Origin of the sequence: Kocuria sp. 2SI (genome assembly GCF_005502825.1) — a bacterium.
In the GTDB taxonomy this organism is placed as follows: Bacteria; Actinomycetota; Actinomycetes; order Actinomycetales; family Micrococcaceae; genus Kocuria; species Kocuria palustris.
The window spans coordinates 224,403-237,657 of record NZ_SCNB01000001.1; the positions used below are offsets into that span (position 1 = coordinate 224,403).

Sequence of the window (13,255 nt, forward strand, 5' to 3'; positions counted from 1 at the left end):
TCAACATGTCGGTACATGACGCTGGATGAAAATTCGGAGAGGGCCCCGGCCCGTCCGACCTGGGACGGGCTCAGACGCGCCGCCCGCTCTACCCTGGGGCCATGATGACGTCCTCCGCCCAGCTGGCGACCGCCCGCACTGCCCTGTTCACCCCCGCGCTGCGCCCTGATCGCGTGCTGAAGGCCCAGGGCTCAGGAGCCGACTGCGTGGTGGTGGACCTCGAGGACGCCGTGGCCGCCGCGGACAAGGACGCCGCCCGCGAGCACCTGATCGCTCTGCTCACCGGGACCCATGAGGCGGGCGCCCTCGCAGGGTCCGTGGCCGTGCGGATCAACGGACCGCAGGCCGAGGCGGGGCGCGCCGATCTGGATGCTCTGCGCCGTGCCGCTCGGGCCCACGAGCACAGCGCGTCGGCCCGTGCCGCCGCGGCCGCCGTGGGCGGTTCCGCTCCGGGCTGCACCGAGGCCCCCGAGCTGCTCGACGCCGTGCTGATCCCCAAGCTGGAGTCGCCCGATCAGGTCCGCGACGTGCGCGCCGGCCTGGGCTTCGAGGTCGGGATCGTGGGCACCGTGGAGTCGGCCGCCGGACTGCTGGCCCTCGAGGAGATCGTGGCCGAGCCCGGCGTGATGCGCCTGGCGGTCGGAGCGCTGGATCTGGCCTTCGACCTGGGCTGCGGCGCGGACTCGCGCACCATGGCTGCGGCGATGGCGCGCGTGGTCACCGTCTCGCGAGCCCGCGGCCTGGCCGGCCCGCTGGACTCCCCCACCCCCGAGTTCCGCGATCTGGAGCCGGTGCGTCGGGCGGCTCTGCGCGCCCGGGAGGACGGCTTCACCGGGAAGCTGTGCATCCACCCCGCGCAGGTCGAGGCGGCGGCTGAGGCCTTCGCGCCTACCGAGGAGGAGATCGCCTGGGCCCGCTCGGTGGTCGAGGCCGTCGACGGAGCCAGCGCCGTGGACGGAGCCATGGTCGACGCCCCCGTGATCGCCCGAGCGCGACGCCTCCTGGGCGAGGGCTGATCCCACGCTCTCCCTGCGGAACGTCCAGGTCTGAGCCGGCGCTGCCCGTCAGGTGGGCAGAGCCCGAGCCGGCACTCCCCCCCGGCAGGAGGACCGAGGCCGATATGATCCGCGCTCTGGGCGCGGATCAGGGCTGCGGCCCCGCACCGCGCGGTGCGGGGCCGCAGCCCTGTCCTTCAGGAAGTGCTCGGGCGAGCTCAGCAGCCTGCCGGAGCGCCCGCCATCGCGGGGGCGGCAAGAGCCTGACTGCCCTGGACCTGGCCGGAAGGAGCCTGACCGCTGGGGGCGGAAACCTGCTCGGCGCCGTTCGGAGCCGCGGGTGCGCCGCCGAGGAGATCTGCAGGGATGTCCGAGGAAGCCTCCGCAGCATCGGCCGGAGCCGCCTGGACTGCGAGCGCGGTGCCGGACTGAGCCGCGACCGTGCCGGTCGTCTCCGTGCCGGTCGTCTCCGTGCCGGTCGAGACCGTGGCGGTCTCGGTCGCAGCCGTCTCCGTCGTGGTCTCGGTGCCGGTCGTGGTGTCCTCGGCGGCGGTGTCCTCGTCCGAGGAGTCCGAGGCGTCCGTCGTGCCCACGGCCCCGGACCAGCAGGACTCGGAGGCGGCCCACGGGGTGCTGCCCTGTGCCGCGTAGAGCTCGAGCGCCGCAGCATCCTGGACGGACTCGGGGGCCGAGGATGCCGTGGAGTAGCCGGCCGAGGCCGACAGGGACTGCCAGGTGGAGTCCAGGAACTGGTAGGCGCCCGAGGCTCCGGAGGAGGTGTTGACGGCGGTGTAGTCGCCGCCGGACTCGCACTGCTTGATGGCCTCGAGGGTGGCGTTGCCGGTATCGGCGGCGTTGGCCGGCACAGCGGAGAGCCCAGCGGTCAGTGCCAGGGCCGCGCCGCCGGCGCCCAGGGCGAAGCGGGACAGGCCGCGGCGTCGGGTGGAGGTCGTCGTGGTGGTCAAGGTCTTCTCTGCTTTCGTCGCTGACAGGAACATTCCGGCGGCCGGTCTCGGCTGCCGATGACCAGAACCCTGCGCCTCCTCCGTGATCCGAGTCTGTGCGGAGGCTGTCGCGCTCACAGCGGCATGTGGGGCTCGGAACGCACAGCGGGGCCCCGGGCCCGTCCCTGGATCCGCCGCGTGCGCCGGGGACAGGGGCCGTGGCAGGTCTCAGCGCGAGCAGGCATCCGACACAGTCCCAGCACAGGCTCGGCCCGGATATTCGCGGCTATGAGAATCCTGACAGTGGACCTGACCGCCCGATCCCGCCGCACCGACGAGCCCGTGCCGCCCGGATGGGCCGCCGATGACCTCCTGATCGAGGCCGTGCGCCCCTCCGAGCTCGCGTGGGCCTGCGCGGACCTCCAGCCCGAGGCCGTGGTGGTCACGACGGACTCCGCGGGCCGCGCCGACGCCTTCCTGGTGCGCTCCCTGCGGGAGGACGAGGTGGGCGTGCCCGTGCTGGTGATCGCCGCCGAGGCCGACGGCGAATCGCTGGCCGCCTCCCTGGAGGCAGGAGCCGACGATGTGGTGCCCTCCCCCTCGACCCCGATCGAGATCCGCGCCCGGCTGCGCGCCCTGGCCCGACGCCCCCGCACCTGGATGCCGGACCTGCTCACCAACGGCCCGCTCGAGGTCGACGTGCTGGGCCACCGCGCTGCGGATGACGGCCAGGAGCTCGAGCTCACCGCCCAGCAGTTCCGCCTGCTCACCGTCCTGATGCGCAATCCGGGCCGGGCGATGTCGCGCGATCAGCTGCTGGCCGCCGCCTGGGATCCGGCCCAGGAGGTCAGCTCCAATGTGGTCGAGCAGTCGATCTCCGGGCTGCGCGCGCGTCTGCCGCGCTCCGGGTCGGCACTGCGCACGGTGCGCGGCATCGGCTACCGGCTGGATCGCCTGGACCACGGCGACCGACGGGACGGCGCCGCAGCAGGCACCCGCGCTGCCTGACAGCGCTGCCGATGCTCCGACAGCTGCTGCCCAGGCAGACCGGGTCAAGCTGTCGGCACTGGGGCCCGGCAGCACTCGCAGCGCGGCAGGCAGCGGGTCCGCTCAGGCCAGCGGCAGCTCGATCTCCACGACGGCCCCGTGCGAATGCCCGGGCGCCGGGGACTTCAGCCGGGCGCTGCCGCCGGCGGACTCCGCGATGGTCCGCACGATCGCCAGCCCGAGCCCCGAGGAGCCCTCGGGGCCGGCGGTGCGGGCATCGTCGCCGCGGGCGAAGCGGTCGAAGGCCGTGGGCTGCAGGTGCTCCGGGATGCCGGGGCCGTCGTCGGCCACGGCAAGCACTGCACGGCCGTCGCGGATCCCCAGGCTCGTGGTGACGCGGGTCCCGGCGGGCGTGTGCTTGCGGGCGTTGGAGAGCAGGTTGGCGACGGTCTGCTGCAGCTGAGCGGCCGGGACTCGCACGGGGACGGGCTCGTCCGGGACGTCGAGCTCCCAGGCGTGCTCGGGGCCGGCGGCCTGGGCGTCCATGACGGCCTCGGCGGTGATCTCGCCCAGATCCGCGGGGTCTCCGGACGGCTGCTGCTGGGCTCCGGCGTCGGCATCCAGGCGGGCCAGCAGCAGGAGGTCCTCCACGAGCCCGTTCATGCGCTGCGCCTGCGCGAGCAGCCGGTCCAGGATCCGCTGACCGTCCGGGGTGAGTTCCTCGCGCAGCCGCAGCATGTCCGCGTACCCGCGCACCGAGGCCAGCGGGGTGCGCAGCTCGTGGGAGGCATCGGCCACGAAGCGGCGCAGCTGGGTCTCGGAGTCGTCGCGGCGGGTCATGGCATCGTCCACGCTGAGCAGCAGGGTGTTCAGCGCCCGGCCGACCTCCCCGACCTCGGATCCCTCCTGCGCCAGATCGCCGCGCACCAGGTGATCCGCGACCGGTACCCGGGCTTGGGCCAGCGGCAGCTGGGCGACGTCGGAGGCGCTGCGCGAGATGCGCCGCAGCGGCTCCAGCGACCGGCGCACCCACCACAGCCCGGCCGCGGCGATGACGGCCAGCGCCGCCAGCGAGACCAGCACCACCGTGGTCACGATCGTGGCGGTGGTGCGCTCGATCTGCGCCGCGGGAAGACCCGTGACCACGACGCGGTCCTGCGTCTGCACCTGTGCGTCCTGCGGCGATGCCGACGGGGCCGGGGCCTGCGATGCCTGCGCCTGGCCGTCCGGGGCCTTCTCCGCCGCGTCCTGCGGTGAGGATGGGGCCTGCGAGGCACCCATGCGATAGGCGCCGAGGGACAGCTCGAGGGCTCGGACCGGGCCGTCGGAGTCCTGCTGGGGATCGGCGGCCTCGTTCAGGACGCCGGAGTCCTCGATCGCCGCGACGTCCTCGGCCGGCAGATCCCGGATCTCGCCGTCCTCGCCCAGGTAGCGCGCGCTCGTCGTCCGCCCGTCCTCCTGCACGAGCGCGAGCACCCCGACGGGCTGTCCGGGGGCAGCCAGGGGGTCGCGCTGGCCATCGTCGGCGGGATCGGCGGCGCTCGTCGGGTCAGCGACATCGGAGGGCTCGGCGGCTCCGGACGGCTCAGCCGGGCTCGACGGCTGCGCGGCACCCGGACCGCCGCCCTGATCGCCCAGGAAGTTCCACGACCGGCTCATGGCCTGGCGCACGGAGTCGTCGAGCTGTGCGCTGAGCGTGCGCTGGGCGATCAGCGCGGTCGTCGTCCCCATGGCCGCCAGCACCAGGGCGACGAGCACGACCACCCCGATGACGGTGCGCAGCGCCAGACTGCGCCGCCAGCGCAGGCGCGGGCTCATGCGGCCGGGCGGATGACGTACCCGGCTCCGCGCACGGTGTGGATCATGGGCTCGCGGCCGGCGTCGATCTTCTTGCGCAGGTAGGAGATGTACAGCTCCACGATGTTCGCCCGGCCCTGGAAGTCGTAGTCCCACACCGCGTCCAGGATCTGGGCCTTGGACAGCACCGCGCGCGGGTTCTCCATGAGGTAGCGCAGCAGCTGGAACTGGGTGTCGGTCAGCTCGATCGGGTCCCCGCCGCGCGAGCACTCTCGCGTCACGACGTTGAGGGACAGATCGCCCAGCACGAGCTCGTCGGAGGAGCTCGAGGCGATGCCCGTGCGCTCCAGCAGCCGGTGCAGGCGCAGCAGCACCTCCTCGATGGAGAAGGGCTTGGTCACGTAGTCATCGCCGCCGGCGGCCAGCCCCGCGATGCGGTCCTCGACCGCGTCCTTGGCCGTGAGGAACAGCGCCGGGACGGCCGGCTGCGTGCGACGGATGCGCTCGAGGACCTCGGGGCCGTCGTACTCCGGGAGCATCCAGTCCAGGACCAGGACGTCCGGGGTCCATTCGCGGGCGATCTCGACCGCCTCGCGGCCGCGATGGGCCAGGCGGGTGTCCCAGCCGAGCATGCGGCAGCCCATGGCGACCAGATCGGCCAGCGCCGGCTCGTCGTCGACGACCAGCACGCGCACCGGCGAGCCGTTCGGATGGCTCAGCGGCGGGAGGTTCAGGGACGACAGGCTCACGGTTCTCCTTCCGACGTCCGCGTCCATCCTGGCAGACCCTTCCGCCGTCACAGGCCCGGACCTACACTCCATGCGGACGCCCGGGAACGGCCCGGGCCCCGCCAGAGGAGCGCACGTGCCCGAGCAGAAGCTGAATCCCGTCCAGGGCGGACCGATCTGGATCGACCTGTCCACCCACGATCTCGACGGCGCCCAGAGGTTCTACTCCGAGCTGCTCGGCTGGTCCTTCCAGGACGGCGGCGAGGAGTTCGGGCACTACCACACGATCACTCACGAGGAACGGGCGATCGGCGGCGCCATGTCCTCGCTGATGGGCCCCGACGGACCCACCGAGGAGCCGACCGGCCCCACCACGTGGACCGTCTACCTGCGCACGTCGGACATCGCCGCCTCGGTCTCCCGCGCGGAGTCCGCCGGGGCGCAGGTGCTCTTCCCGCCCATGGACGTGTCCGATCTGGGCTCCATGACCGTGCTCTCCGATCCGGCCGGGGCCGCCGTGGGCCTGTGGCAGCCGGGAACTTTCGACGGCATCCAGGCCGCCGCCGCGCCCGGGCTGCCCTGCTGGTTCGAGTGCATGTCCACCGACTACGACGCCTCCGAGGCCTTCTACCGCGACGCCCTGGACTGGGATATCGCGCGCATGGGCGAAGACGAGGCGGAGCAGTCCGAGGACGCACCCTCCGGCGTGCGCTACGCGACCCACGGCGCAGGCGAGGCCGCTGCCGCCGGTCTGTGCGAGGCGGCGAGCTTCCTGCCGGAGGGCACGCCGTCGTTCTGGCGCGTGTACTTCGGCGTGGAGGACGTGGACGCCGCGCTGTCGACCGTGACCCGCCTGGGCGGCACCGTCCTGGACGGCCCGATGGACTCGCCCTTCGGCCGCCTGGCCACCGTGGCGGACCCGCAGGGCGCGAGCTTCCAGATCATCCAGGCGGTCTGAGGTCCCCGCGGTCCTCGTCGCGGCCGCTGGAGCGCGACGAGAACGCCGTGGTTCCGGGGCGCGATGCACTTCCGCTCGTTGACCGGGATCAAGGCGCCTGGCGCGTCCAGCGGGCACCGTGAAGGCATCAGCTCACCGGAGCCGCATCCTGTCGAGACGGAGGACCGCCATGGAGCCGCTGCACCGCATCGCCGACGACCTGCTGGAGACCGCGCGGGGCGAGGAGAACGGACGAGCCGCTCGCCTGCTGGTCCACGACGGCCCGCTGCGGCAGACCCTCGTGGCCCTGCGAGCCGGCGCGGAGCTCGCCGAGCACAACTCGCCGCCCGCGGCCTCCATGCAGGTGCTGCGCGGCCGGGTCCACGTCACGGCCCAGGAGCACGACGAGCTCTCCGAGGGCGAGATCGCAGCCCTGACGCACCACCGCCACGGGGTCCTCGCCCAGGAGGACTCGGTATTCCTGCTCACCACGGTCACCGGCGTTGCCGGAATGGACAGCCACTGCGACCAATGAGGTCGTTCTTGCTCAGCCGCGGGCCCAGACGATCTCGCTCGAGCCCAGCAGCCGACCCTGCGGATCGCGGACCTGCGACTGCGTGATCGCGATCCGGCGGCCGTCCTTGAGCACCTCGACCCCCACGCTCAGGGGTGGGCCGTCGACCGGCACCGGGCGGTGATAGGTCGTCCCGATCGAGACGGCCCTGCGTGCGCCGTCCGCTGATCCTGGCCGGCTCAGCGCCTGGGCCGCCTCGCCACGGCCCTCGTGCGCGGCCTTGGCCGCAAGCATCCGTCCTGCCGCCAGCTCGTGCAGGCGCATCTGGATCCCGCCGTGCATGATCCCGGCGCTGTTGGCCGTGTCGGCGGAGGGGATCACGCTGAAGCGGCCGTCGTCGTTCCCGGCAGGCTCCAGCGGCAGCAGCCGCGCCCAGTCCTGGGGCTCGGCGACCTCTCCCCACTGCTGGGTGGACTCCGGGCTGGAGCCCGCGTAGCCACCCTGGCCGTCGACCGCCATGAAGCGTCCCAGCGCCTCGGCGACCGCGCGCCCGTCCTCGCCCACCAGCACGCCGCGGGCCACGATGCCGGTCGGCCCCGCACTGAGCAGCTGGCCCGCACCGCGCAGCGTCTCCCCCGAGCGCGGCGCGCTGAGCTGCTCGACCCGCAGCGACAGCGTGAGCATGGACTTGCCCTTCCCCAGCCCCTCCCGGATGCCCTGGGCCACGGAGATGTCCGCGGCGACTCCCAGATGGCTCGCCACGGGATCCTGGGGCATGCGCGCCAGCACGGCGAGGTGCTCGCCGTGGATCGTCGTCACGCGCGTCCCGCCCGTGAGATCGCCGGGCTGACGGGGGCTGCGGACGACGGTGGCGTCATCGGCGAGGAAGTCGCGGCCGATCGCCTGGAGCGCGGCCGAGGGAAGCATCTGCCGGAAGGGCATGGAGAACTCCTGAGGTCGGGGCCGCTCTCACCTTAGGTCGTTCGCCGTCGCCCAGGTCAGAAAGGCTCTCCTCAGACGACTCCCGTTGAAGCCGCACATGCACCACCGCTCAGCGCTGATGGCCTGCGGTGGTGCGGCCTCGTCCCACGCGTCAGTTCAAGCCGCACCAATGACTCCGATCGACTCTGATCAGGTGCGCACATGCGGCTTCGAAGCTCAGCGACCCGCTCTCGCAGCCCGTACCAGTCGGACCGCTTCCGGAGCTGTCCCAGGCACTTCCTGGCGCATGTCCTTCCAGCTCAGGCGGATCTCGCGCCAGCCGGCGGCGGCGGTCGCTCGCTCGCGTTCGATATCTCGAACTCGCTGATCGATGCCGTCGTGGTGGGGGCCCTCGATCTGCAAGGCAAGACGATTCCCCACGTCCGCCAGATCGGGCCAGACTGGTCGATGCCCGGGCGCCGTCAGCTCGATGTCGGTGACCCACCCCCGGAGACCGAAGGCCTCCAGCAGCAGGCGCATTCGCGTCTCCAGCGCCGAGTCCACGGCGGGGAGCGCACGCTCGAGTCCCTGCCGCACCCGCGCGACGCCGCGCACACGCGACATCCGCCGCAGATCGGTCGCCATCGTCTCCAGCGGACGAAGGCACCCCAGGCCGGCTCGAGGGCCCGTCGAGTGCTCATCGATGATGCCCTCCAGCAGAACGAGCAGGTCGTCGTCGGTGAGCAGCGGTCGGCCCCGGCCGCGGGTCATCCCGGCCAGATCGACGGCGGTCCGCGTGGGCCCGGTGACCAGCATTTCCGCGCGCATCACGACATCCTCAGGGACCAGGAGTGCTCGGTGCCCGACAACGCCGATCCGTCTGGGGGCTTTCCGGCCAGCCGTCTGGGTGAGGTGGACCGCTGTGGAGCCGCGAAGGCGCTTCGAGAGTCGCAGACCGAGCACCTGCGCCGCGGTGACATGACTGATCACAGCTCCTGGAGTCACCACCTGAGCCGGCAGCGCCAGCGACGGGGCGTGCCCCGGCGGAGTCTCCGGTGCCCGATGCTCCGTACAGGACCAGAGGCTGCGCCCTTCGCTGCCATACGCCCTGCCGGAGAGCTGTCCTCGCGTCAGGCCAGCGGCGCGTGCGTCGTCGAGGGTGAATGTGCGCGCCTGCAGAGACGCCGGCGGATGATGCGGTGGTGTGGGCATGAGCCCCATCGCACTCCGACCGACGACCGGCTCCAGCTCTCTGCCCCTCCGAAGAGGATGCTGCGACGGGCGCACCCTGGAAATGTGTCGCTGTGGAGCCGCGAAGGATGGGCGGCCTGCAGTCATGCGCCCTCATCGAGGCCGCACCACCGCATGTCATCACGTCCGATCAGCAGCAGAAGTGCGGCCTCGGCGCGGCGTCTTCGCTCATGCCGCAGCATCGCAGGCCATGGGGCGGGATCAGAGGAATACGTGCGGCCTCAACCGAGGGGGCGGGGCGGCAGGTGCAGGACGACGACAGCGGCGGATCAGCTGCGCAGCGCGCGCTCTGCGCCGGAGGCGGCCAGCACGGCGCAGGACAGCCAGATCGCACTCGCAGGCCCCAGCGGGGCGGCGACCGCGCCGGCGATCAGCGGCATCCCCACCTGTCCCAGCCGGTTGGCCATGAGCCGCACGGCCAGCGCCGAGCCGCGCCAGCTGGAGGGAACGGCCGTGGTGATCATGGACATGGTCAGCGGCTGGCCGAGCCCCAGGAAGAAGCCGCCGATCGCCAGCAGCAGACCCGCCAGCCACACGTGCCCCATCACGAACGGCGGCACGGCGAGCGCGATCGCCGAGCCCAGGAGGCTGGCCTTGAGCAGCCCGGGCCGGGAGAAGCGCACCACGAGCTTGGGCAGCACCACGCGCGAGAGGATCGAGGCCCCGCCGCGGATGGCCAGCAGTGCACCCACGACCACCGGGGCCACCCCCGCCTGCTCGCCGACCAGCGGCAGGAACGCGGTGAGGATGTCGAGCATGGCCAGCAGCCCGAGCGAGGCGGTCATCTGCGGCGTGACACCGGGGGTGCGCATGACGCGGGCGATGGAGGCGCGCGGCGCGTCGTCGTCGGAGGAGGCAGCGGGCCGAAGCGTCCCGGAGCTCGTGCGCAGGACGACCGGAAGCAGCGCGGCCAGCGCCAGTCCCGCCCCGACCCACAGGGCGAGCTCGATCCGCGCCAGACCGTCGGCGGAGCCGGTGACCGACTGCGAGCCCACGAGCGCCCCGCCCAGCAGCGGCCCGAGCATCTGCCCCACCGAGTACGAGGCGGTGAACCAGCCGAAGCCGGCATCCAGGCGGTCGTCGGGAGCGATGCGCGCGATCGAGGTCTGCCCCGCGATCGTGAAGGCAAGGTGCCCCAGCCCGAGCACAGCACTGGCCGCGGCGATGCCCAGCACCGACGGGAGCAGAGCCAGCCCGGCGCCGCCGATCGCCAGCATGGCCACGCCGGCGCAGAGTATCAGCCGCAGCGAGGACATGCGGTCGGAGACCCGCCCGAGCCACAGGGCGGTGAACAGCGGCAGGATCGCGTACGCGGCGGTGGTGATGCCGATCGTGAGCGGGCCGGCATCCAGGGCGATCAGCTTGTAGCTCGTGATGGGGCGCAGCAGGTTCAGACCGGTCTGGGTCAGCGCCCCAGCCAGGCACAGCAGCCACAGCCACATGAGCGAGCGCGCAGAACGGGTCATCGTCGACGAGGATACGCCCGTGTCAGTCCAGGGGCGCGGCGACCTCCGGGTCGAGCCGCCGGCGGGCGTCGCGGCGCCTCCAGTAGGCGCGCAGCCCCAGCACCAGCGCGATCACCACGACGACCGCCGCGGCCGTCACCACCGGCTGGCGCAGCCAGGCCTGCAGCACGGCCATCCCGACCGTGCCGTAGATGCAGCCCCAGAAGAAGGTGCCCGCGAGCATGGCCGGGATCCAGCGCACCAGGGGCATGCGGGTCAGCCCGGTCGTGACGATGACGGCCGTCTGGAATCCCACGGTGAGGAAGCATGCCGGGACGGCCAGCACGCCCCACCGGTTCACGAAGGCCTCGGCGCGCAGGTACGCCGGGGAGGCGACGACGCGCTGCACGAGCCGCGAACGACGGCCCCCGCTGCCGGCCGCGCGTGCGATCCCGTACATGATCGACGTCCGCAGGATGCCCACGGCCCAGAAGAAGAGGATGGCGCCCACGACGGGCAGCGATTCGATCCACTGCCCCATCGCCTCGAGGGAGGAGGGGGCCTGGTCGTCCATCCCGCCAGGCTACAAGCGCGCCGAGCCGCTGGTTGGCGACGAGGTGTCGCCCGCCAGCACGCACGACGACGGCGCCGCCCCCTCGCACGAGGAGAGCGGCGCCGTCGTCGATCGGTCCTATCGGGCCTCAGCTCTTCTTGGCCTCCGGGTTCACGGCGTAGGGCGGGACCTCGCCGGCGGCGATCGCGATCGCGTTCTGGGCGCACATCTCGCCCATGCGGGCGCGGGCGGACTTCTCCGCCGAGCCGATGTGCGGCAGCAGGTACGCGTTGGGCAGATCGATCAGCCCGGGCTCGAGCACCGGCTCGTTCTCGAAGACGTCCAGCCCGGCGGCCGAGATCTCGCCGTCCTGCAGCGCGGCCACGAGCGCCTTCTCGTCCACCACCGGTCCGCGGGCGGTGTTGACCAGCACCGCGGTGGGCTTCATGGCCGCGAGCTCCTTCTGGCCGATCAGATGCCGGGTGCCGTCGCTGAGCGGGACGTGCAGGGAGATGTGATCGGAGGTCTCGAGCAGCTCCTGGAACGGGACCTGCTTCACCTTGCCGGCCAGATCGCCGAGCTCGTCGTCGGAGACCTCACGGTCCTCGGGGGCGCGCTGGACGAACACGACCTCCATGCCGAAGGCCAGGGCGCGGCGGGCCATGGCCTTGCCGATCCGCCCCAGGCCCACGATGCCCAGACGCGTGCCGGAGACGTCCTCGGAGAGCTTCTCGTTGGGTGCCAGCGGTTGGAACTGCCCGCCGCTCTCTCGCACGATCTGCTGCATCTCGTAGGCGCGACGGGCGGCGCCCAGCAGCAGGAGCATGGCGATGTTCGCCGTGGGATCCGTGACCGCATCCGGGGTGTTGCCGATCAGCAGGCCGTGCTCGGTGGCGGCGTCGACGTCGAAGTTGTTGAAGCCCACGCCGAAGTTCGCGAAGCCCTTCACCTTGGCTCGGGACATGAGGTCGGCGTCGACCTTCTGGGACAGCTGCTGGATCACGGCGTCGTACTCGCCGCCGCTGATCGCTGCGTCGAAGTCCTCGGGGGAGATCCCCTCGATGACCTCGAGCTCACCGGCCTCGCGCAGCATCTCCTCGGCGGGGCCGGGGACGTTGAACGTGCACAGGAACTTCGGCATGGGGCTTCCTCTCGACGGGCTCTCGACGCACGGGCCAGGGGTTTCCGCTGAGACCAGCGCTCGCGTGCGGCCCGTGTCACACGCATGCTTCCCATCGTCGCCCGGAACCGCGCTCGAGTCCACCGCGCACCCGTCGTCGGCGCCAGCCACCTGCGCCCCGCGCCGAGATCCCGCTTCCGTGCACCGAACCGGCGATCTGGCGCATTTGAGCATGATCTCGGCGCACCACCTCGCTGCGCCTACAAGGCGGGGGGCCCGGGCATGGCAGCGCCCCCGTGCCCTTGCGGGCGACGGGGGCGGTGCGGGCGGACTCGGCCGCGCTCAGGCGGTCGGAGTCAGCTGCTGTTCGGAGACGGTCGGTCTCAGACGAGCGAGGAGGCGCCGGCGCGGGCCTTCTCCAGGCGCTGGGCGACGTCCTCCCAGTTCACGACGTTCCACCAGGCCTTGACGTAGTCCGGCTTCACGTTCTGGTAGTCCAGGTAGAAGGCGTGCTCCCACATGTCCAGCTGCAGCAGCGGGAACGTGGCGACGGGGACGCCGTTCTGCTGGTCGTACATCTGCTCGATCACCAGGTTGCCGGCGATCGGCTCGTAGGCAAGGATCGCCCAGCCGGAGCCCTGGATCGTGGTGGCCACAGCGGTGAACTGCGCCTGGAAGTTGTCGAAGGAGCCGAAGGCGTCATCGATCGCGGAAGCCAGGTCGCCGGTGGGCTTGTCGCCGCCGTCCGGGGACATGTTCTTCCAGAAGATCGAGTGGTTGATGTGACCGCCCAGGTTGAACTGGAGGTCCTTGGAGAGCTTGGCAGCACCGGCGGCGTCGCCGTTGGCGCGGGCCTCCTCCATGGACTCGAGGGCCTTGTTGGCCGCGGTCACGTAGGTGTTGTGGTGCTTGTCGTGGTGCAGCTCCATGATGCGACCGGAGATATGCGGCTCCAGTGCGGCGAAATCATAGGGCAGGTCGGGCAGAACGAACTTCTCAGCCATGAGACTTCCTTCCTTCTTCCTTCGTCGAAGTGACTCTTCCATCCAATAGTTCTGAGTCA

Annotated in this window: 13 protein-coding genes; 4 read left to right on the forward strand and 9 right to left on the reverse strand. The window is 72.0% G+C overall.

Annotated elements, in window-relative coordinates; all coding sequences use genetic code 11:
* Positions 1–101 precede the first annotated feature (101 nt).
* Positions 102–1,016, forward strand: a complete 915-nt coding sequence (locus FFS25_RS00955; RefSeq protein WP_212742694.1) for an HpcH/HpaI aldolase/citrate lyase family protein — start codon at positions 102–104, stop codon at positions 1,014–1,016.
* A gap of 197 nt (positions 1,017–1,213) precedes the next feature.
* Here FFS25_RS00955 and FFS25_RS13905 read toward each other — a convergent pair whose 3' ends face one another.
* Entirely contained in the window at positions 1,214–1,960 is a 747-nt protein-coding gene (locus FFS25_RS13905) for a transglycosylase family protein (protein WP_283957198.1), read from the reverse strand.
* A 267-nt stretch (positions 1,961–2,227) separates the two neighbouring features.
* Here FFS25_RS13905 and FFS25_RS00965 point away from each other — a divergent pair, with 267 nt between their 5' ends.
* Positions 2,228–2,947 carry a response regulator transcription factor gene (locus FFS25_RS00965; RefSeq protein ID WP_171004038.1) on the forward strand — a complete coding sequence of 240 codons (720 nt, stop codon included), beginning with the start codon at positions 2,228–2,230 and terminating at the stop codon, positions 2,945–2,947.
* Positions 2,948–3,049: 102 nt separating this feature from the next.
* Here the strand turns inward: FFS25_RS00965 and FFS25_RS00970 are convergent, their stop codons facing one another.
* Together FFS25_RS00970 and FFS25_RS00975 are read right to left on the reverse strand one after the other, a co-directional pair.
* Entirely contained in the window at positions 3,050–4,744 is a 1,695-nt protein-coding gene (locus tag FFS25_RS00970) for a sensor histidine kinase (protein WP_137801589.1), read from the reverse strand.
* Entirely contained in the window at positions 4,741–5,499 is a 759-nt protein-coding gene (locus tag FFS25_RS00975) for a response regulator transcription factor (RefSeq protein ID WP_051452672.1), read from the reverse strand. The genes FFS25_RS00970 and FFS25_RS00975 overlap by 4 nt, the downstream gene beginning before the upstream one ends.
* A gap of 88 nt (positions 5,500–5,587) precedes the next feature.
* On the opposite strand from FFS25_RS00975, the gene FFS25_RS00980 reads away from it, so the two are divergent.
* Together FFS25_RS00980 and FFS25_RS00985 are read left to right on the forward strand one after the other, a co-directional pair.
* The gene (locus FFS25_RS00980) at positions 5,588–6,409 is read left to right on the forward strand and encodes a VOC family protein (RefSeq protein WP_137801590.1); all 822 of its coding nucleotides are present in this window, start codon (positions 5,588–5,590) and stop codon (positions 6,407–6,409) included.
* 169 nt (positions 6,410–6,578) lie between these two features.
* Positions 6,579–6,923 (forward strand): cupin domain-containing protein, encoded by a 345-nt coding sequence (locus FFS25_RS00985; protein WP_053448052.1) that lies wholly within the window; start codon positions 6,579–6,581, stop codon positions 6,921–6,923.
* A gap of 12 nt (positions 6,924–6,935) precedes the next feature.
* Here FFS25_RS00985 and FFS25_RS00990 read toward each other — a convergent pair whose 3' ends face one another.
* From FFS25_RS00990 to FFS25_RS01015, 6 genes are all read right to left on the reverse strand, one after another.
* A complete protein-coding gene (locus FFS25_RS00990) occupies positions 6,936–7,844 on the reverse strand; it encodes a PaaI family thioesterase (RefSeq protein WP_137801591.1) in 909 nt (302 codons plus the stop codon).
* 216 nt (positions 7,845–8,060) lie between these two features.
* Complete coding sequence (locus tag FFS25_RS00995) at positions 8,061–8,651, reverse strand: putative endonuclease domain-containing protein (RefSeq protein WP_137801592.1); 591 nt, start codon at positions 8,649–8,651, stop codon at positions 8,061–8,063.
* Positions 8,652–9,343: 692 nt separating this feature from the next.
* Positions 9,344–10,540 carry an MFS transporter gene (locus tag FFS25_RS01000; RefSeq protein ID WP_249933708.1) on the reverse strand — a complete coding sequence of 399 codons (1,197 nt, stop codon included), beginning with the start codon at positions 10,538–10,540 and terminating at the stop codon, positions 9,344–9,346.
* A 22-nt stretch (positions 10,541–10,562) separates the two neighbouring features.
* Positions 10,563–11,093 (reverse strand): DedA family protein, encoded by a 531-nt coding sequence (locus FFS25_RS01005; protein WP_137801593.1) that lies wholly within the window; start codon positions 11,091–11,093, stop codon positions 10,563–10,565.
* Between the two features lie 127 nt (positions 11,094–11,220).
* A complete protein-coding gene (locus FFS25_RS01010) occupies positions 11,221–12,213 on the reverse strand; it encodes a 2-hydroxyacid dehydrogenase (protein WP_137801594.1) in 993 nt (330 codons plus the stop codon).
* A 362-nt stretch (positions 12,214–12,575) separates the two neighbouring features.
* A complete protein-coding gene (locus FFS25_RS01015) occupies positions 12,576–13,196 on the reverse strand; it encodes a superoxide dismutase (protein WP_137801595.1) in 621 nt (206 codons plus the stop codon).
* Positions 13,197–13,255: the final 59 nt, after the last annotated feature.